The organism is Sulfitobacter maritimus, assembly GCF_013346665.1.
Classification (GTDB): domain Bacteria; phylum Pseudomonadota; class Alphaproteobacteria; order Rhodobacterales; family Rhodobacteraceae; genus Sulfitobacter; species Sulfitobacter maritimus.
In genome coordinates this window covers 241,252-259,247 of record NZ_JABVBB010000034.1, presented here as the reverse complement: position 1 = coordinate 259,247, position 17,996 = coordinate 241,252, and the positions used below count along the sequence as shown (strand labels likewise).

Here is a 17,996-nt window from a genome sequence, read left to right as displayed (position 1 = left end):
TTAGGAACAGCCCAGCGTCTGACGCTGCGCTTCGGCTTGGCTCACCTGCGGCGCATTGGGAAAGCGCACGGCAACTTCAGAGAGCGTCACACAGGCCTCTTGGGTCTGTTCCAACGTGCCAAGCGCGCGGCCCAGTTCAAACAGCGATTGCGGGGCAACCGGCCCTTCGGGATCGGTGCTGAAGGCTGCAAGAAAGGCGCGGGCGGCTTCACGGTTGTCGCCTAAGCCCGTCAATGCCTCGCCGCGGCGCAGTTCGGCCTCGGCCGCTAACGGTCCGCCCGGATAGGTTTGGTTGAAGGTCGCAAAGAGGTCGGCGGCGCTGCGAAAGTCACCGGAGGCGAGCGCCCCCTGCGCCCGCTCGAAATCGGCCTTCTCGCTGACCGCCAGCTCTGCTTCGTTGATGGGGGTGACGATGCCATTGGACGCCGTGCCGTTCGACGGGGCCGCTGCACCGCCCGGGGTGGCCTCTACCACCTCGCGGTCCGTGTCGGTTCCCGGTGCGACAACCGCAGGAGCCTCACCGCCGCCAAGGGTCGAGGTTTCGCCAAGCGCGCCCAGATCGCCGCCCTCCAGTTCAACCAAACGGTATTCCAGATCGCCGATCCGGTTGGTGCCATCGGACACCACGCGGTTGATCCGGTTTTCCATCTCCTCGGTCTTGGCGGTGAGCCGCTGCAGTTCGCTCTCCATTGTGCTGACACGTTCCAGCACCGAATTGCCCCCGGTCTCAACAGAAGCGCCGCCGGTGGTCGATAGCTCCCGACGCAGCTTTTGCACTTCGACGTTCAGAATGGTCAGCTGCTGGCGAATGTCCGCCAGCGTCTGATCGTTGTCCTGCGCCATAAGCGCGGCGGGGGCGGTCATCAGCCCCATCACCGCGACGAAGATATATCGCTTCAGCACATTGGCCTCCTGTATTTGGTCACCGCATGGCGCGGGTTTAGCTGGTCAACCCACCACCGGCGAGCACGGTCACGGCGCGGCGGTTCTTGGCGTAGCAAGCCTCTTCCGAGCAGATCTCGATTGGGCGTTCCTTGCCGTAGCTGATGGTTTTCAACCGCGAAGCCGCGATGCCTTTGGAGATCATATATTCACGCACCGCATTGGCGCGACGTCCGCCAAGCGCGATGTTGTATTCGCGTGTGCCCTGCTCATCCGCATGGCCTTCGATCACGGCCTGATAATGCGGGTTGGATTGCAGCCAAGCCACCTGCCCGTCAAGCGTCGCGCGGCCTGTGTCCGTCAGGGTGGACTGGTCAATGAGAAAGAGCACCCGATCGCCCACGGCCTGCTGGAAATAGGCGGTGGAGGTGGGGTCATTGGCGCTGCCCGGCACGATACCGGCATTGGCACCCGCGCCTGCGCCTGCACCGGCCCCGCCCATGCCATCGGCGCCAAAGCGGTCCGGGTTGGTACAGGCCGACACGGCCAGCGCGGAAATCAAAAGCGTGCTCGTCAGAATGCGTTTCATGGGGTCTGCCCTCTCTGTGGTGGCGTTGTTGTTGGCGGTGTTAACACAGGCGCGGGGGCATGGGAATTGCCCGCGCCTGTGGGAAAAGAAGCATCGGCCTAGTTCTGCAAGGGTGACCAAGACGGGTCCGACCCGCCCTCTGGCGTGCGCACCGGCTTGAGGTTACGGCCCGATATATCGACGGAATAGAGCGAGGACGAGCCGCCCGCGCCCTGGGTCTCACGTGCGAACATGATGACGCGGCCATTGGGCGCCCAGGTTGGGCCCTCATCAAGGAAGGACGCGGTGAGCAAACGCTCCTCGGACCCATCCGTGCGCATCACGCCGATGTGAAAGCGGCCCTTGTTCTGCTTGGTGAAAGCCACCAAATCCCCGCGTGGTGACCAGACGGGCGTGCCGTAACGCCCTTCGCCAAAGGAAATCCGCGTCGCTTCGCCGCCCGTTGCGGGCATGATATAAAGCTGCGGGCTGCCCGAGCGGTCGCTCTCAAAAACGATCTGACTGCCATCGGGCGAGAAGCTGGGTGCTGTCTCAATCGCGGGCGTATTGGTCAACCGCACCGATTGGCCAGAGTTGATGTCCATCGAGTAGATGTCAGTATTGCCGCCATTGCTCAGCGAATAGACCACGGTCTGACCACTGGGCGAAAAGCGCGGGGCGAAGGCCATGCTGCCCGCCGCACTCTCCAACGCCCGGCGCTGGACCGAGCCGATGTCGAGCACATAAATACGCGGGAAGCCGCTTTCATAGCTGGTGTAGAGCACGCGATTGCCATCAGGCGAGAAGCGCGGGGCAAGCACGATGGAGCCAGATTCGGTGAGGTACTTCAGGTTCGCCCCGTCGTAATCCATGATCGCCAGCCGTTTCTGACGGTCGTCCTTTGGCCCGGTTTCAGAGACATAGACCACGCGGCTGTCGAAATAACCGCCCTCGCCGGTGATCCGGCTATAGACCGCATCGGCCACCTTATGCGCCATGCGCCGCCAACCTTCGGTGGTGCCGGAAAACTGCAAGCCGCCCTGCCCGTTCGCGTCGACCAGTTCCTCGCCCGAGAACACATCATAGACGCGGAATTTGACGTTCACGCTGTTGCCGCTGACATTGACCGCCCCGGTGATCAGCGCCTGCGCGTTGATCGCTTTCCAATCGGCATATTCAACCGGCGCGTTAAAGTCGCTCACGGTAGAGATATAGGCGCTGGCGGGGATCTCGCGGAAAAGGCCGGTGCCCGTCAGGTCATCAGACACCACGCGGGCGATATCGACCGCAAGCTGCCCTGCCTCGCCGCTTTCGGGCTGAAAGCTGGGCACGGCAAAGGGCAAAGGCTCGATCGTCGGGTCGTCAATCACAATGCGCAGCGGCTCGGCGCGGGCCGGATCGGGGGCCAGCGTGAATACGGCGGCAGCGCTCAGCGCCAGCAGTCCCAGAAGTCTCGTCAGCATGTTATCGGCTCCTCATTGGGTCGAATGTCATCTCGATGTCTTGCCACTGGCTGTATTTTTCCTGCGGCAGGTCGTAGCCCCGGCTGCCGCAACGGATCACGGCCCGTTTGGCGGCTTCAAAGGCTTGGCGCGCGGCAGCGTCACTGCCGCCACTGGAGCTTAGCAGCCGGATCGAACTGGCAACCGGCGTGCCGTCTTGGTTCATCTGCAGGCCCACGATCACGGTGGTCCGCGATGCTTCTGTCGACAGTGCGCCGATGTTCCAGCAGGCCGACACGGCCACGCGCAAGGATTCCCGTTCGCCCGAGGACAGCGGCGGGCCGCTTGGCACAGGCGCTTCGGCCTCAGGCTGGCCGAGCACTTCGCTGAGCGCGTCAGCGATGGCGTCGTCGGTGGTGCTTGGCGTCTCGACGGGTTCCGGCTCTGGCTCTGGTGTCGGGTCAGGTTCGGGCGTTTCGGCAGGCTCTTCCGGGGCCTCGGCCACCTCAACCGGCGGCGGGGGCGGAGGACGGCGGCCCGGTGGACGTGCGGAGGCCGCTGGCGCCTTGTCGGCCTCGGTCACGATCTCGGTGGTGCTGTCTTCTGGCGTCTGCGCCTTTTGCGGCTCTTCAACCACGGTCTCTGCCTCGGCCTCCGCATCGGGGGTTACGGCGGGCTGCTCGTCAAGATCAGGGCGGACCTCGGGGACAGGCTGTTCCACAGGCTCGGGCGCTACGCGCGGCGCTTCGCGAGGGGTGGCTTCAGGCGCGATTTCGGGCACCAGAACGGCGGTGTCGCCAATCGGCTCAGGCATTTCGGGAGCTGTGTCATCCACTTCGGTCTGCGGGGGCAGTTCCAGCTCGGTCACCTCTGGCGGGGTGTCCTCTGGCGGGGTCTCGGTCTGCACGGGCTCCGGTTGCTCAATGGCGGTGTCTGGCTCTGCCGTGACATCGGGAGCCTCCTCCGGCACCTCTGGTGGCGCGGGCTGGGCAACTTCGATGGTGGAGTCGGGCGCCTGTGGCCCTGCAACCAGCGCATCATATTCCGCGGCAGAGATCACCGAGACCTCGGTCATCTCAACCGGGTCCGGCTCGGAGGTGAAGATGTTGCCAAACAACAGCCAGCCGATAAGACCCAGATGCCCGGCACCTGATATGTAATGCCCGCTATGCACGGCTCAGCCACCCGACGTGTCGCTGCCGTCCAACGCCGGGCCGCCGATGTCGGTCACCAGACCGATGTTGGAAAAGCCGCCTGCGTTGAGCGCGCCCATGACTTCCATGACCTGCGCGTAAGGCACCTTGCCATCCGCGCGCAGAAACACCCGGTCGCTGGCCCGCTCCGACGCAATAGCGCGAAGTTTGGTAACCAGTTGATCACGCGGCGTGTCGGTGGTTTGGATTTGCACCGCGCCTTCGGCAGTGACCGTCACAGTCAGCGGCTCCTCCTGCTCAGCGGGCAAAGCGCTCGCGGCGGTTTTCGGCAATTCTACCGGCACGCCCACAGTCAAAAGCGGGGCCGCGACCATGAAGATGATCAGCAGCACCAGCATCACGTCGACGAAAGGCGTGACGTTGATCTCGGCCATCGGTTGGCTGCGACCGCGTCTGCGCCCCCGTCCGCCTTGTTTCTTGATGACACCTGCACCCATGGCTTAACTGTCCAACTGGCGGCTGAGGATGGTGGCGAACTCATCCGAGAAGGCTTCGTAATTGCCCAAGATGCGATCACTGTCGGCGCTGAGCTTGTTGTAAAACACAACCGCCGGGATCGCGGCCAGCAGGCCGATGCCGGTCGCCAAGAGCGCCTCGGCGATACCGGGGGCAACGACGGCAAGGTTAGTGTTCTGCTGGGCGGCAATCTCAATGAACGAGTTCATAATGCCAAAGACGGTGCCGAACAGGCCCACGAAAGGCGCGGTGGAGCCGACAGTGGCCAGCACCGGCAGCCCCTTTTGCAAACGCTCGGCTTCTTTGGAAATCGCCACATCCATCGACCGATCAATCCGCGCCGTCGCGCCGGGGATCAGCGCGCCATCCTCGCGGTGCGAGCGGCGCCATTCCGACATGCCGGCGGCAAAGATTTTTTCAGAAGGTCCGTCCGGGTCAGCACCGATGGTGTCAAAAAGCCCGTCCAGCGGCTCGCCCGACCAAAACGCCTGATCGAACTGCGCGGCCTCGGCGCGGGCTTTGCGGTATTGGATGGTCTTTTGAATGATGATCGACCACGACCAAAAGGACGCCGCGATCAGCATGATCATTACCAGTTTAACCGTCAGTGTCGCCTTCGCGAACAGCCCCCACAGGGAGAAATCAATCCCCTGTGCCAATGCCAGCGTCTCTGCTTCCATTTGCCTATGCTCTTTTCCTGCCACCCCTTACGGGGCAATCTGCCTCTCGGGCCGTATTTTTCCGGCCTCAATTTGGAGCAAAGCTAACGGGTTGCAACCGGGATTGCCAGAATTATGGTATCAGGGCGCAGGATCGCTGTCTGACAAGCGAAGTTTCGCTGGCAAACGGGTGGGTTTTCCAGCGGTTGTCATGCAAACGGCGGTCACCTTGGCGCGGAAAATGATCTTGCCATCGCGCAGCACGTCTTGATCGAACACCCAACGCACCGGCCCTTCGGCTTGATGGGTGGTCTGCACCTCCAACCGATCCCCGAAACGCGCCGCGCCGATGTAGTCTGCTTCGACGCGCGTGACCGCAAAAACCAGCCCCTTTTCCCGCATGGCACGCTGGTCGAGGCCGATCTGCTCGACGATGTCCGACCGCGCCCGCTCGATATAACGCAGGTAGTTGGCGTAATAGACGATCCCCGCCATGTCGGTGTCTTCGTAAAAGATGCGGACCGGAAAGCTATGGCTCATGACGCCACCTGCACCCGCGCGGCGAGACGCAGCGCATGGCTGGGGTCATTGGCAGCGGGGGGCATCACCGGGTCATAGGCCGCACGGATCACGTCCGCCACTTCAGGCCGCAACACCAATGCCTCATCCGCCAGTGCGAGCGGGGACTGCTCCTGAAAGGCGTCCTCGGCCCACAGCAGGATGATCTGCACCGCTTGGCTCAGCGCCAAGACCTGCGCAGACATATCGCGCAATGAATCGTCCATGCGCAGAAAGACAAAGGCCGCCTTGATCGCGCCGTTCTCCTCAAAGCGGAAGAAGCGGTACTGGTTTGCATCCGCCGCCTGCAAGCGTTCGACCTGCCCTGCAAGATCTGGCACCAGACCGTCCATCCCAGGCACGTCGAGCAGTTCCGCCCAATCGGCAAAGAAGAACATCATCAGGTTGCTGCCAAGCTCGGTGTCGGTCTCGGCCATCTCATGCCCGGCGAGGTTTGCGACAGCCTCCAACGCGCCTTTCACAACCGGCAGGGCCGCGTCCTCAACCCCAAAGACCACCGGCGCGATGGGGCGACCCCAGCGGGCAAAGGCGAACTGCCCGTCACGGCGGGTGAAAAGGGTTTCGATCTGTTCTGCGGTCATCGTCATCTGTCTTACCTTCGCTCCGGGGCGTCAGCCGAAAAGGTCGCTTTGGCCCTTTGGCGCGGCCATGCCGAGATGGGTCCACGCCTTCGCCGCCAACATTCTGCCGCGCGGGGTACGCTGGATCAGCCCCTGCTGCAACAAGAAGGGCTCGATCACCTCCTCCAGCGCATCGCGGCTTTCCGACAGCGCCGCCGACAGGGTTTCGATCCCCACCGGGCCGCCTTGGTAATTCTCCGCCATCAGCCGCAGGTAGCGCCGGTCGGCCCCGTCGAGACCCAGATGATCGACCCCGAGCCGCGTCAGCGCCATATCGGCCAGTTCCCGCGTCACCCGGCCATCGCCCTCGACCACGGCGAAATCCACCACCCGGCGCAAGAGCCGCCCGGCAATGCGCGGCGTGCCGCGGGCGCGTTTGGCAATCTCGCGCGCGCCGCCTTCGTCGGCAGGGGCGCCGAGTTTGCGGGCATTGCGGTCCACGATGATGTAAAGCTCATCCTCGGTGTAGAATTGCAGCCGTGTCGGGATGCCGAAACGGTCGCGCAGCGGCGTCGTCAGAAGCCCCATGCGGGTGGTGGCCCCGACCAACGTGAAGGGCTGCAACTCGATCCGCACGGTGCGCGCGGCGGGGCCTTCGCCGATCACCAGATCAAGTTCGAAATCCTCCAAAGCGGGATAGAGCACTTCTTCCACCGCCGGGTTCAGACGGTGGATTTCGTCGATAAACAGCACGTCGCGGGCTTCGAGATTGGTCAGGATCGCCGCCAGATCGCCCGCCTTGGCCAGCACCGGGCCGGAGGTCATGCGAAAGCCCACGCCCAACTCCCGCGCCATGATCTGAGCCAGCGTTGTCTTCCCCAGACCCGGAGGCCCATGAAACAGCGTGTGATCCATCGCCTCGCCGCGTTGGCGGGCGGATTGGATGAAGACGGCAAGGTTCGCCCGCGCTTCGGCCTGCCCGACGAACTCCGACAACATCTGAGGCCGCAAGGCGCGGTCAAAGTCTTCGGGCATCGGCTCGGGCCGGACGGTGGGATCAATGTCGGTCATAGGGCCTCGTTATGCCGTAGGGTGTGTGGTTCTTCCAGCGGAAGGTTCAGACACCAGCTGTCATGCGCCGTCACCCCTTGGGCGCCAGCAGCTTGAGCGCCGCGCGGATCAGTGCCTTGGTATCCGCCTCTGGTGTCTCGCCCGCCGCCTGCGCCACGGCGCCCGCCGCATCGCCTGGGGCGTAGCCAAGGTTGCCAAGCGCCGAAAGCGCCTCGGACTGCGCTGAGGCATTCGGTGCCGCAGGTTTCGGCGCGGGTCGCGGCGTAGCGGCTTCAATCACGGTCTCATCGGCAGCGGCCTGCGCCTCGCCCAGAGCATCGGCCACAGTGCCCGTCATCGCCATGACACCGGGGGCTTTGTCCTTCAGGTCCAACACCACGCGCTGTGCGATCTTCGGGCCGATGCCCTTGGCCGCCTTCACCGCGTTCCAATCGCCAAGCGCAATCGCGCGGCTGACCCCATCCGGCCCCAGCGTACCGAGGATCGCCAGTGACGCCTTGGCCCCGACCCCCTGCACCGAGGTCAGGAGACGATGCCATTCCTTCTCCACCAGCGTCTGGAAGCCAAACAACTGCATCAGGTCTTCACGCACCACCAGATCGGTATAGAGCGCCACGACTTCGCCCACACCCGGCAGCGCGGCCATGGTGCGGTCGGAGACATAGACGAGGTAACCCACCCCGCGCACGTCAATGAGCAGATGGTCGGCGGCCCGGTAATCAATGCGGCCCGAAATCTTGCCAATCATGCCTGCGCCCTCGCCACCGCCTGCGCCAGCGTGCTGGCCCCGCCGTGATGCGCGTGGCAAATGGCAATAGCCAAGGCATCGGCAGCATCCGGCCCCGCAATCTCGATCCCCGGCATTTGCATCCGCACCATATGCGCCACCTGCCCCTTATCCGCATGGCCCACACCAACCACGGTTTTCTTGACCTTATTGGGGGCATATTCCCCAACCGCGAGGCCAAATTGTGCAGGCACCAGCAGCGCGATGCCCCGCGCTTGACCGAGCTTCAGCGTCCCGGCCCCGTCCTTGTTCACAAAGGTCTGCTCTACTGCCGCCGCACCGGGTCGATAGGTAGTCAGCACCCGCGTCAGCTGTGCGTGCAGAGACAGCAGCCGCGCCGCAAGGTCTTCGCCCTCAGAATGGCAGATGCCATTGGCCACATGCGCGATTCGGCTGCCTGCCACGTCGATCACACCCCAACCAAGGTTGCGCAGCCCCGGATCTATGCCGATCACCCGTATCATCTCTGCCCTCGTTACATTTATTGCTTTTCGAAGCACTAGCACGAAAGGCGAACATCCGCCAAGGCTTTGCGTGACTTGCGGCTGGAGCACATCCTTTCAGACGCGGCGCGAGGTCGGTCCGACGCGCCGTGCCGAGATGCTACTTAGCGTTTCAAAAAGGCCGCGGACCAAATACAAAAGCCGTAGCCGGTTCCCCCGCTACGGCTCTTTTCCCGACGATAGTGTTTGAGATCAGCGCATGATTGGGCCGACCATGCCAGCCAATGCTTCGGTTAGCGGATCGATTGCGACCAGATGTGCGCCGAACTGCGCGACGCTCGGCCCATTTTGAAGCCGCGCCAGCCGTTCGTTATAGGTCACCGGGCCGATGGCCGCGAGAGTGAAGGCTTTGAAGACGAAATAGACCAGAACGATCAGAAACAGCCCCTTAAAGGGAAACCCCCGGCGGGCGCGTTTGGGCAGAACCGTCATCATCCCATCGCGACCGACGCGGGTGACATAGCCCTGCTCCATCTTGCGGTGCTTGCGCCCGATCAACTCCAAACGTTTGGTGAATTGAGCGTGTTCCACAGCCATAATGGTCTCCGTAGCAATTCGGCCCCCACCGCTTGCTGCCAATTTGAATACAGATCAAATGTGGCAACAAAGCGGCAAAAAGGGCCAATGCAACGAAAATGAGGCGTAAATTACGCTTTGAATTGCAGCGTTAGCGTCGTCCAATCACCAATGCTTTCGCGGTGCAACAGATTGATCCCGGATCGTGCATAAACCTCGATCACCTCATCGGCTTGTTCGTTCAAAAGGCCAGAGAGAATCGCATAGCCAGCGGGCTGAAGCGCCTCTGCCATATCGGGGGCCAGCGCCACCAGCGGGCCTTTGAGGATATTGGCAAAGACCAGATCAAAGGGTGCGGCTTCGGCCAAGGTTGGGTGGTCGAAGCCCGCAGCCTCAACGCAGGTTACGCGGCCTGTGAGGCCATTTGCATCGACATTCGCCTGCGCCACTTCGACGGCGACCTCGTCAATATCGCTGGCCAGCACTGGCTCTGGCCAGATCCGCGCAGCGGCCATCGCCAGAACAGCGGTGCCACAGCCAATGTCGGCCACGTTTTTGCCGTGAAAACCTTCGCCCGCCAGACGGTCCAACGCGCGCAGGCAACCCAGCGTCGTGCCGTGATGCCCGGTGCCAAAGGCCATCGCGGCTTCAATCAGCAGCGGCTCACAATCATCCGGCACCTTGTCGGCGTCATGGCTGCCGTAGACGAAAAAGCGCCCGGCCTCGACCGGGGCCAATTCACGGCGCACATGGGCCACCCAATCGGTTTCGGGCAGTTCCGAGATGGTAAATTCTTTTGCCCCCATCGCCGCCGCCAGCACCGCCAGCGCTGCGGTGTCCGGCTCTTCCTCGAAATAGCCACCGACTTCCCACAGGCCCGATCCGTCTTCGACCTCGAATACGCCGACTCCGGTGGGCTCAGGGGTCATCCGCTCCATAGCTTCGCCCAGAGCATAGGCGGGGTCGCGGCCTTCGAGGGTGGTCAGGGCGGTGAAAGTGGGCATGGCGCGGTCCTTTGCTGCGGTGCGGTTGCGCTTCGCCTAAGGAGGCGTGTGCGTCGGGTCAAGCTATGCGCGCTGTTGCAAGCTATTCGGCGGCTTGCGGCACGGCGCGTTGAAAGATTGTCTCATGCCCCGGTGCCGGGTGGCGTGGGATCAGCAGAGACAGCATCAAAGACACCGCCGCCATGCCCGCAGCGAGGAAGAACACCGCAGCAGGTGAGGCCAGCCACAAAAGGCCGAGCCCGACGGGCAGGAAGACCGCCGCGATATGATTGATGGTAAAGGCCACCGCCGCCGTGGGCGCGATGTCTGCCGGGTCCGCGATTTTCTGGAAATAGGTCTTCAGCGCCAGTGCTAAGGCAAAGAACATATGGTCCAGCACATAGAGCGTCGCCGCGACCAGCACGCCCCAGCCAAGGTAGTACACGCCGCCGTAGGCCAGAAACACCATGATAAGCCCGATATACTCAAAAGCCAGCGTCCGACGTTCGCCAAAATACCCAACCGCCCGGCCCATCAGCGGGGCAAAGATCATATTGGCGATGAGATTAATCAGGTAAAGCGTGGTAATCTCATGCACTTCGAAACCAAAGCGTTCGACCATCATGAACCCTGCAAAGACCACAAAAATCTGCCGCCGCGCACCCGACATGAATTGTAGCGCGTAATAGAGCCAATAACGCTTGCGCAGGATCATCTTTTTGGACTGCACGGTGGGGGATTCAAACTGGGGATAGGCCAGCATTGCGAACCCTGCGATCACGACAGTGATGCCGCCGCCTATCATATAGACGATGCTATAGCTAAGGTTCAGCGTCTCCCACAGCGCCATGATCGCAAGGTAGGCCACAAGCGTAGCCAAGGAGCCAGCCGCCAAAAGCCAGCCCAGCATACGCGGGGCATCTTCGATCTTGAGCCATTGCAGTTGCAGCGATTGGTTCACGGTTTCGTAGTAGTGAAAGCCGATGGAACTAAGCATGGTGATGGTAAGGATGCCGCCCATAGAAGGGAAATAGGCCGTGACCGCCGTGGCCGCACCCAGCAAGATCAGCGAGATCAGCCCAAGCACCTGTTCGCGCATAAAGATCAGAATGGCGATGACACCGATAGCGAAAAAGCCAGGTATTTCGCGCACGGTGTGCAAAAGGCCGATGTCTGACCCGTCAAAGTCTGCCACTTCGATCACGAAGTTATTCAGGAGCGCTGACCATGTATTGAATGCAATCGGCATGGCCAGCGCCATGAGGAACAGCAGAGCCACAGGGCGGCGCCAGAACGGCAGGCCTTTGGCTTCTTCGAGGGTGATATAGCGGGTCATGGGAATTCTTTACGCCGGGGTTTCGCGATTGGCGAGAGAAAAGGCGGAGAGCCGGGCAGTGCCAGACCGGGGGGTGGCGCTCTTGCTCTCGCAATTAGGCTCTTTATGGCAGCAACCGGTGTAGAACCTTCGCAAGCCGCCGCTCCGATTGCAAAAGCGCCAGCCCAAGGGCCGGTCTGGCGCTGCCCGGCGGCCTTCGGCCTCGATTCCGGGCTGTTGCGTTTTTGTACAGGGAATGCCGGCTAGCGGTGCTCGCTGCACCCACTGCGCCTGCATCCAGTTTCTCCAACTTAATCCGGCCCGGCCTCAAGCCGTAGGCGCCGGGCCATCGCCTGCCCGCCCCATCAGGTAGGCAATTAGGTAGGTCTGGGCGCAGCTTCGCGAACGCACACCATGGCTGGTCCATAAAGTGGTACGAGCCAACCGTTGGCGCGCCGACCCGCGGCCAGGCGCTGGCCCTTGTTCTGCAAGACAACCTTTAGCTCAGTAAAAACTCTGCGGATCGATATCCACGGCCAACCGCAAGTCCCCCTTCAACCGCAGCGACCCGACCCACTTGCTTAGCGCCTCCTGCAAAGCCACGCCCTTATCCGCCTTCACCAAAAGGCGCACCCGATGACGCCCGCGCACTCGAGCAATCGGCGCAGGCGCGGGGCCAAAGACCTGCGCCCCCACCGCCCTGAGCGGCCCATCATGCCGCGCCAGATGGTTCCCAAGATCAAACACCGCCGCCGCATCGCTGCCGCTGAGGATAATCCCTGCCATGCGCCCATAGGGTGGCACCCCGGCCTGACGGCGCTCACCTGCCTCGGCGGCCCAGAACTTCTCTTCCTCACCTGCCAAAATCGCCCGGATCACCGGATGTTCCGGCTGATAGGTCTGCAACAGCGCAGCGCCCGGCGCCTCAGCCCGTCCGGCCCGCCCTGCGACCTGCCGCATCAGTTGAAACGTCCGCTCCGCCGCGCGCAGGTCCGAGCCTGTCAGCCCCAGATCCGCATCAATTACCCCCACCAAGGTCAGTTTGGGAAAGTTATGCCCCTTGGCGACCAACTGGGTGCCGATGATGATATCCGCCGCCCCATCGGCGATGCCCGCAATCTCCGCCTTTAACGCCCGCGCCGAGCCGTACATATCTGAGCTTAAAGTCGCGATCCGCGCCTCGGGCCAGAGCGCGGCCGCCTCCTCTCCCAGCCGTTCCACGCCGGGGCCTATGGGCGCGAGTTTTCCTTCGACCTCGCAGGACGGGCAGGCTTCGGGCATCGGTTTGGTCTCACCACATTGGTGGCACACCAGACGTTTCAGGAACCGATGCTCCACCATCCGTGCATCACATTGATCGCAGCCAATTTGTTCGCCACAGGCCCGACACAGCGTTATCGGCGCATAGCCGCGGCGGTTGATGAACAGCATCGCCTGCTCGCCACGCTCCAGCCGCGCATCGACCTCGCGCTTCATCTCTGCCGAAATCCACTTATCGCCGGGCAGCCCCGCCTGCCGCATATCAATCGCGCCCATTTGAGGCATCACTGCCGGACCAAAGCGCGAAGTCAGCTCTAACCGGCGATATTTGCCCGCCTCGGCGTTCGCCCAAGTCTCAAGGCTCGGCGTCGCACTGGCCAGCACAACCTGCGCCCCGCAGATCGAGGCGCGCAATACGGCCATATCGCGGGCGTTATACAAGACCCCGTCTTCCTGCTTGTAAGAGGTGTCATGCTCCTCATCGACGACGATCAGCCCAAGGTTTTGGAACGGCAGGAACAGCGCCGAACGCGCCCCGATCACCAGCTGCGCATTACCTTCCCCGACCATGCGCCAGATGCGGCGACGCTCGGTCATGGTGACACCGGAATGCCACTCGGCAGGCTTGGCGCCGAAACGCTCTTCGACACGGTCCAAGAACTGCTCGGTCAACGCGATCTCTGGCAGCAACACCAATGCCTGCCGCCCGGATTGCACAGCGGCGGCGACGGCTTCGAGATAGACCTCGGTCTTGCCCGACCCGGTGACCCCGCGCAAAAGCGTTGTGCCATAGGTCTCGGCCTTGATCCCCTCACGCAGCACCGCCGCAGCTTTGGCCTGATCCTCGGTCAACGCCTTGCCGGGCAGCGATGGGTCCAACCGCCGAAACGGCAGATCGCGGGGGCTTTCCTCCTCGCGTACGGCCCCCTGTTCGACCAGCCCTTTGACCACCGAAGACGTCACCCCTGCCATCTCCGACAGTTCCTTCAGCGTAAACGCCAGATCGCCGTATTCCTCAAGCACCGCCATGACGCGCTGGCGTGCGTCGGTCATGCGCGTGGGCACGCCATCCCCCGCTCGGTAAATCTTGCGCATCGACGGCGGATCGCCCAAGCCCGGCGCACGGGTCGCCAGCCGCAGCATCGCGGGCAGCGGCGTCAGCGTATAGGCGGCGGAGCGCAGCAAAAACTCGCGCATTTCATCGCGCATCGGCGGGGCGTCCAGCACCCGGATCACATGGCGCACCTTGTTGATGTCATAGTCCCCGGCTCCCGGCCCCCAGACCACGCCCATCACCTTGCGCGGCCCCAGTGGGACCTCGACAAAGGCCCCGGCATGACAGCCGCCTTCGGGTGCGCGGTAGTCCAGCGCACGGCCCAAAGGTTGGGTCGTCATCACTGACAGCAAGTCGCCATGATGGTAGAATTCAGCCATGTCCGCCGTATGCTCCGCCTCGCTTGTGGGAATTCAGGCTTTAAGCATCGCAGATCATGCGGTAAAGCCAAGGCAACCGATTGCCCCCCGAGCGATCACATTCCAGACCGGAAGGAAAGCCCATGAAATTCTTCGTAGATACTGCCGAGATCGACGCCATTGCCGAACTCAATGACCTTGGCATGGTCGACGGCGTGACCACTAACCCCTCGCTGATCCTGAAATCGGGCCGCGACATCCTCGAAGTGACCAAGGAAATCTGTGACCTCGTCGACGGCCCCGTTTCCGCCGAAGTCGTGGCGCTGGAAGCCGACGCGATGATCGCCGAAGGCCGCAAACTGGCCGAGATCGCGGACAACATCACCATCAAGCTGCCGCTGACATGGGACGGGCTGAAAGCCTGTAAAGTCCTGTCGGGCGAGGGTCACATGATCAACGTGACGCTCTGCTTCTCGGCCAACCAAGCGCTACTGGCGGCCAAGGCGGGTGCGACATTCATCTCGCCCTTCATTGGGCGTCTGGACGACATCAACCTCGATGGCATGGACCTGATCCAAGACATCCGCATCATCTATGACAACTACGGCTTCGACACGCAGATCCTCGCCGCGTCGATCCGCAGCGTGAACCACGTGCTCGACGCCGCCCGCATCGGTGCCGACGTGATGACCGCGCCGCCCGAAGTGATTAAAAAACTGGCTGCGCATCCGCTGACCGACAAGGGTCTGGAGCAGTTCATGGAGGACTGGAAAAAGACCGGTCAGAAGATCATCTGAACCGGCCTTTATCGACAGACGTTGAACCCCCTCTGCCCTCGGCAGCGGGGGTTTTTCTTTAGGCGGCTTCGCCCTCAACCGTCAGGTGGTCGCCCGACCACAGACCGGGCCGCACCTCGGCTTCGGCTGCCCCGGCCCGAATGCGGCGGCATTGACCCACGGGGATCGCGACGGCTTGCAACACCAAATCCGTGCCATGTGCCGCGGTCTGTGGCGGCAACGCTGCATGCATACCGTCGAGGGCCACCGAGACATCGCAAGGGAGATAAACGCTCGCCCCGCCCACGCCGGTATCTTGCTGCCACGGCGTCAGCGGTGCGCCGACCGCACCAACGCAGCAAACGGCAGTTTGCAGTTCAATCGCCCGCGCTCGCGCACAGCCAAAGACGCGGTTATAGCCGGTAATCATATCGGTCTTGGCCGGAATGATGACCAGATCAAGGTCCAGCTCACCCAGTTTCGACCAAAGTGCTGTGTATTCTGCATCAAGACAGATCGCGATGACACAGCGCATGCCCTGCCACTCGAACACATTGATCCCTGTGCCCGCGATGGTCACGCCGCTCGCGCCATTGGCCTCCAAGGGCGTGAGGCTAAGTTTGTTTTGCACCTGCAAGCCGCCGTCGGGGGTCAGGAACCACGCTTGGTTCAGATAGCCCTCGGGTGCCTCAACCGAAGGGAACGCGACCGGGAAGGTGCCGGGCAGCAAAGCCACGCCCGTCTCACGCACCATGCGGCGCATCTCGCCAAGTGCTTCGACTGCGGTCTGGGCCAGCCAGCCCAGTTGCTCTTGAGCAGGCAGCCCCGCGGGGGCAAAGCTCAGCCACTGCGCGCAGCAAAACTCCGGCATCACCAGCAGCGCCGCACCACGCGTCGCGGCTTGCTGCAACCGCGCTTCAACCCCGGCCAGCCAGCCTTGTAAAGACTCTGGCGCCACCTGAAGATTGGCCGCCCAAAGGTCAATGGAGACATGTTCCATGTCAGAATTCCTCCCCCGGCACCGGCCCTTCGCGCCGCATCCGGGGATCTGCGGCGGGGCTTTCATGGCACGCGCAGCCTTCCGGCTAAAATCCGCGCGTCGATGGGGGCCAACCCGCTTTGACCGCTTTTGTTCCGCGCCACTTCGCTCTACATCCGCGAAACGCGAACTGGCACAAAGACCACAGGCCGCAGGACACCGCTTTAATTGGGGCAGATTTCACGCCCCCTTCATGCTATGACACCGCAAATCAAAAAGAGACGCAGATGAGCAGCAGCCCTAAAATCGACGACGCCCTGCGCGAGGCGATCATTTCCGCGCCGGATGTCATCCTTGACGACAGCGACGTGATGCAGGCCCTGATTGCGGCCAATGAAAAGGCGATGGGCGGCAATATCGTCGACCTGCGCGGCATCGCAATGGAGCGTCTTGAGACGCGGCTTGATCGGCTGGAGGACACCCACCGCAGCGTCATCGCCGCCGCTTATGAAAACCTCGCTGGAACCAACCAGATCCACCGTGCGATCCTGCAAATGCTCGACCCTGTGGAGTTTGAAACCTTCCTGCGCAATCTGGGCGGCGAAGTGGCTGATATCCTGCGCGTCGACGCGGTGAAACTGGTGTTGGAGTCGGTGCAAAACGACAATGATCCGGCGGTGCAGCGTTTGGGCGATGTGCTGACGGTCGCCGAGCCGGGGTTCATTGACGACTATCTCAGCCAAGGCCGGGGCGGCATGGTGCGTCAGGTGACGTTGCGGGCGTTGCAGGACGGGTCTGAAGCGCTTTATGGCACCAAGGCCGGTTGGATCCGATCCGAAGCTTGCCTGAAACTCGATTTCGGCGCGGGTCGCCTGCCGGGCCTGCTGGTGATGGGCGCGGAGGACCCGCATATGTTCGGCCCGCAGCAAGGCACCGATTTGCTCACCTTTTTCACTGGCGTGCTGGAACGCTCCATGCGCCGCTGGTTGTCTTGAGCGAGAAGGCAAATCCGCTGCTGATCAGCCCCGCGGCGCGGGATGCGTTGCAGACGTGGCTGGATCACCAGCGGGCACTAAAGGGTGCGGCTGAAAACACCGTGACCGCCTATCAGGGTGATGTGACCGAGTTCCTGTCCTTCATGACCCTGCACAAGGGCGACAGCCAAGGGCTGTGCGCATTGGCCAAGATCACCATCAGCGACATGCGCGCTTGGATGGCCAGCACGCGCAGCGGTGGGGTTGGGTCGCGCTCCGTGGCACGCAAGCTCTCGGCGGTTAAAGCCTTCTACCGCTGGCTGGCCGAACGCGAGGGGTTTGAGCCCACTGCTGTGCTGCTGACCCGCTCGCCCAAGTTTCAAAAGAAACTCCCCCGCCCCTTGGCCGAAGACGCCGCCCGCGCCCTGATTGATTGCGTCGAAACCCAAGCCCGCGCGCCTTGGGTCGCGGCGCGGGATGTGGCCGTGCTGACCCTGCTGTGGGGCTGCGGGCTGCGGATATCTGAGGCGCTGGCGCTCAAGGGCGGCGATGCGCCTTTGCCCGATACGCTGCGGATCGTCGGCAAGGGCGGCAAGGAACGTGTCGTACCGGTGCTCCCTGCGGCCCGCCGCGCCGTGGCCGATTACCTCGCCGTCTGCCCCTACCCGCAGGAAAAAGATGCCGCCCTGTTCCGCGCCATTCGTGGCGGGCCGCTGAATGCGCGGGCGGTATCGCAGGTTATGGCCGATGCGCGGATGCAACTGGGCCTGCCCGCCAGTGCCACACCCCACGCGATGCGCCACAGCTTTGCTACCCATCTGCTCGACGCAGGCGGCGATCTGCGGGCGATCCAAGAACTGCTCGGCCATGCCTCACTGTCGACCACGCAGGCCTATACCGCTGTCGATACCGCACGGCTGATGGAGGTCTATAACAACGCCCACCCCAAGGCGGGGCGTTGACCCTCTTGCACCCGACGCGCCAATTGCCATATTGGGGCCAAGCGAGGACGACCTCCCCCCTTTGGGAAAACACTCGGGACGACCCGATCAACACCGG

The 17,996-nt window shown here is 62.8% G+C and carries 19 protein-coding genes; 3 read left to right on the top strand and 16 right to left on the bottom strand.

The window, feature by feature from the left end:
• The 15 genes from ybgF to HTT03_RS11300 all read right to left on the bottom strand — a co-directional run bounded on the left by ybgF (position 1) and on the right by HTT03_RS11300 (position 14,229).
• On the bottom strand, positions 1-903 hold the full coding sequence (ybgF, locus tag HTT03_RS11370; protein ID WP_425506315.1) for a tol-pal system protein YbgF: 903 nt from the start codon (positions 901-903) through the stop codon (positions 1-3).
• Between the two features lie 37 nt (positions 904-940).
• Positions 941-1,471, bottom strand: coding sequence for a peptidoglycan-associated lipoprotein Pal (gene pal / locus HTT03_RS11365; RefSeq protein ID WP_174859894.1), 531 nt, complete (start codon positions 1,469-1,471; stop codon positions 941-943).
• 98 nt (positions 1,472-1,569) lie between these two features.
• Positions 1,570-2,913 (bottom strand): Tol-Pal system beta propeller repeat protein TolB, encoded by a 1,344-nt coding sequence (gene tolB, locus HTT03_RS11360; RefSeq protein ID WP_174859893.1) that lies wholly within the window; start codon positions 2,911-2,913, stop codon positions 1,570-1,572.
• 1 nt (position 2,914) lies between these two features.
• On the bottom strand, positions 2,915-4,066 hold the full coding sequence (locus HTT03_RS11355; RefSeq protein WP_174859892.1) for an energy transducer TonB: 1,152 nt from the start codon (positions 4,064-4,066) through the stop codon (positions 2,915-2,917).
• A 3-nt stretch (positions 4,067-4,069) separates the two neighbouring features.
• Positions 4,070-4,543 carry a protein TolR gene (gene tolR / locus HTT03_RS11350; RefSeq protein WP_174859891.1) on the bottom strand — a complete coding sequence of 158 codons (474 nt, stop codon included), beginning with the start codon at positions 4,541-4,543 and terminating at the stop codon, positions 4,070-4,072.
• A 3-nt stretch (positions 4,544-4,546) separates the two neighbouring features.
• Positions 4,547-5,242: a protein TolQ gene (gene tolQ / locus HTT03_RS11345; protein ID WP_174859890.1), complete on the bottom strand. Its 696-nt coding sequence runs from the start codon at positions 5,240-5,242 to the stop codon at positions 4,547-4,549.
• A 120-nt stretch (positions 5,243-5,362) separates the two neighbouring features.
• Positions 5,363-5,761, bottom strand: coding sequence for a YbgC/FadM family acyl-CoA thioesterase (locus tag HTT03_RS11340; RefSeq protein WP_174859889.1), 399 nt, complete (start codon positions 5,759-5,761; stop codon positions 5,363-5,365).
• Positions 5,758-6,381, bottom strand: coding sequence for a hypothetical protein (locus HTT03_RS11335; protein WP_174860334.1), 624 nt, complete (start codon positions 6,379-6,381; stop codon positions 5,758-5,760). The genes HTT03_RS11340 and HTT03_RS11335 overlap by 4 nt, the downstream gene beginning before the upstream one ends.
• Before the next feature lie 30 nt (positions 6,382-6,411).
• Positions 6,412-7,431, bottom strand: a complete 1,020-nt coding sequence (ruvB, locus tag HTT03_RS11330) for a Holliday junction branch migration DNA helicase RuvB (protein WP_174859888.1) — start codon at positions 7,429-7,431, stop codon at positions 6,412-6,414.
• A 70-nt stretch (positions 7,432-7,501) separates the two neighbouring features.
• Positions 7,502-8,179: a Holliday junction branch migration protein RuvA gene (ruvA, locus tag HTT03_RS11325; protein ID WP_174859887.1), complete on the bottom strand. Its 678-nt coding sequence runs from the start codon at positions 8,177-8,179 to the stop codon at positions 7,502-7,504.
• Complete coding sequence (gene ruvC / locus HTT03_RS11320) at positions 8,176-8,682, bottom strand: crossover junction endodeoxyribonuclease RuvC (RefSeq protein WP_174859886.1); 507 nt, start codon at positions 8,680-8,682, stop codon at positions 8,176-8,178. Before ruvC ends, ruvA begins: the two co-directional genes overlap by 4 nt.
• Positions 8,683-8,913: 231 nt before the next feature.
• The gene (locus HTT03_RS11315) at positions 8,914-9,258 is read right to left on the bottom strand and encodes a hypothetical protein (RefSeq protein ID WP_174859885.1); all 345 of its coding nucleotides are present in this window, start codon (positions 9,256-9,258) and stop codon (positions 8,914-8,916) included.
• A 110-nt stretch (positions 9,259-9,368) separates the two neighbouring features.
• Positions 9,369-10,241, bottom strand: a complete 873-nt coding sequence (locus HTT03_RS11310; protein ID WP_174859884.1) for a 50S ribosomal protein L11 methyltransferase — start codon at positions 10,239-10,241, stop codon at positions 9,369-9,371.
• 82 nt (positions 10,242-10,323) lie between these two features.
• Positions 10,324-11,556, bottom strand: coding sequence for an MFS transporter (locus HTT03_RS11305; RefSeq protein ID WP_174859883.1), 1,233 nt, complete (start codon positions 11,554-11,556; stop codon positions 10,324-10,326).
• A gap of 483 nt (positions 11,557-12,039) precedes the next feature.
• Positions 12,040-14,229: a primosomal protein N' gene (locus HTT03_RS11300; protein WP_174859882.1), complete on the bottom strand. Its 2,190-nt coding sequence runs from the start codon at positions 14,227-14,229 to the stop codon at positions 12,040-12,042.
• Between the two features lie 122 nt (positions 14,230-14,351).
• Here HTT03_RS11300 and fsa point away from each other — a divergent pair, with 122 nt between their 5' ends.
• Positions 14,352-15,005 carry a fructose-6-phosphate aldolase gene (fsa, locus tag HTT03_RS11295; RefSeq protein ID WP_174859881.1) on the top strand — a complete coding sequence of 218 codons (654 nt, stop codon included), beginning with the start codon at positions 14,352-14,354 and terminating at the stop codon, positions 15,003-15,005.
• A gap of 58 nt (positions 15,006-15,063) precedes the next feature.
• Here the strand turns inward: fsa and HTT03_RS11290 are convergent, their stop codons facing one another.
• Positions 15,064-15,984: a nitrilase-related carbon-nitrogen hydrolase gene (locus HTT03_RS11290; RefSeq protein WP_174859880.1), complete on the bottom strand. Its 921-nt coding sequence runs from the start codon at positions 15,982-15,984 to the stop codon at positions 15,064-15,066.
• A gap of 266 nt (positions 15,985-16,250) precedes the next feature.
• Between HTT03_RS11290 and HTT03_RS11285 the strand changes: the two genes are divergently transcribed.
• Positions 16,251-16,958 (top strand): DUF484 family protein, encoded by a 708-nt coding sequence (locus HTT03_RS11285; protein ID WP_093740115.1) that lies wholly within the window; start codon positions 16,251-16,253, stop codon positions 16,956-16,958.
• Positions 16,955-17,899 carry a tyrosine recombinase XerC gene (locus tag HTT03_RS11280; RefSeq protein ID WP_174859879.1) on the top strand — a complete coding sequence of 315 codons (945 nt, stop codon included), beginning with the start codon at positions 16,955-16,957 and terminating at the stop codon, positions 17,897-17,899. Before HTT03_RS11285 ends, HTT03_RS11280 begins: the two co-directional genes overlap by 4 nt.
• The last annotated feature ends 97 nt before the right edge of the window (positions 17,900-17,996 follow it).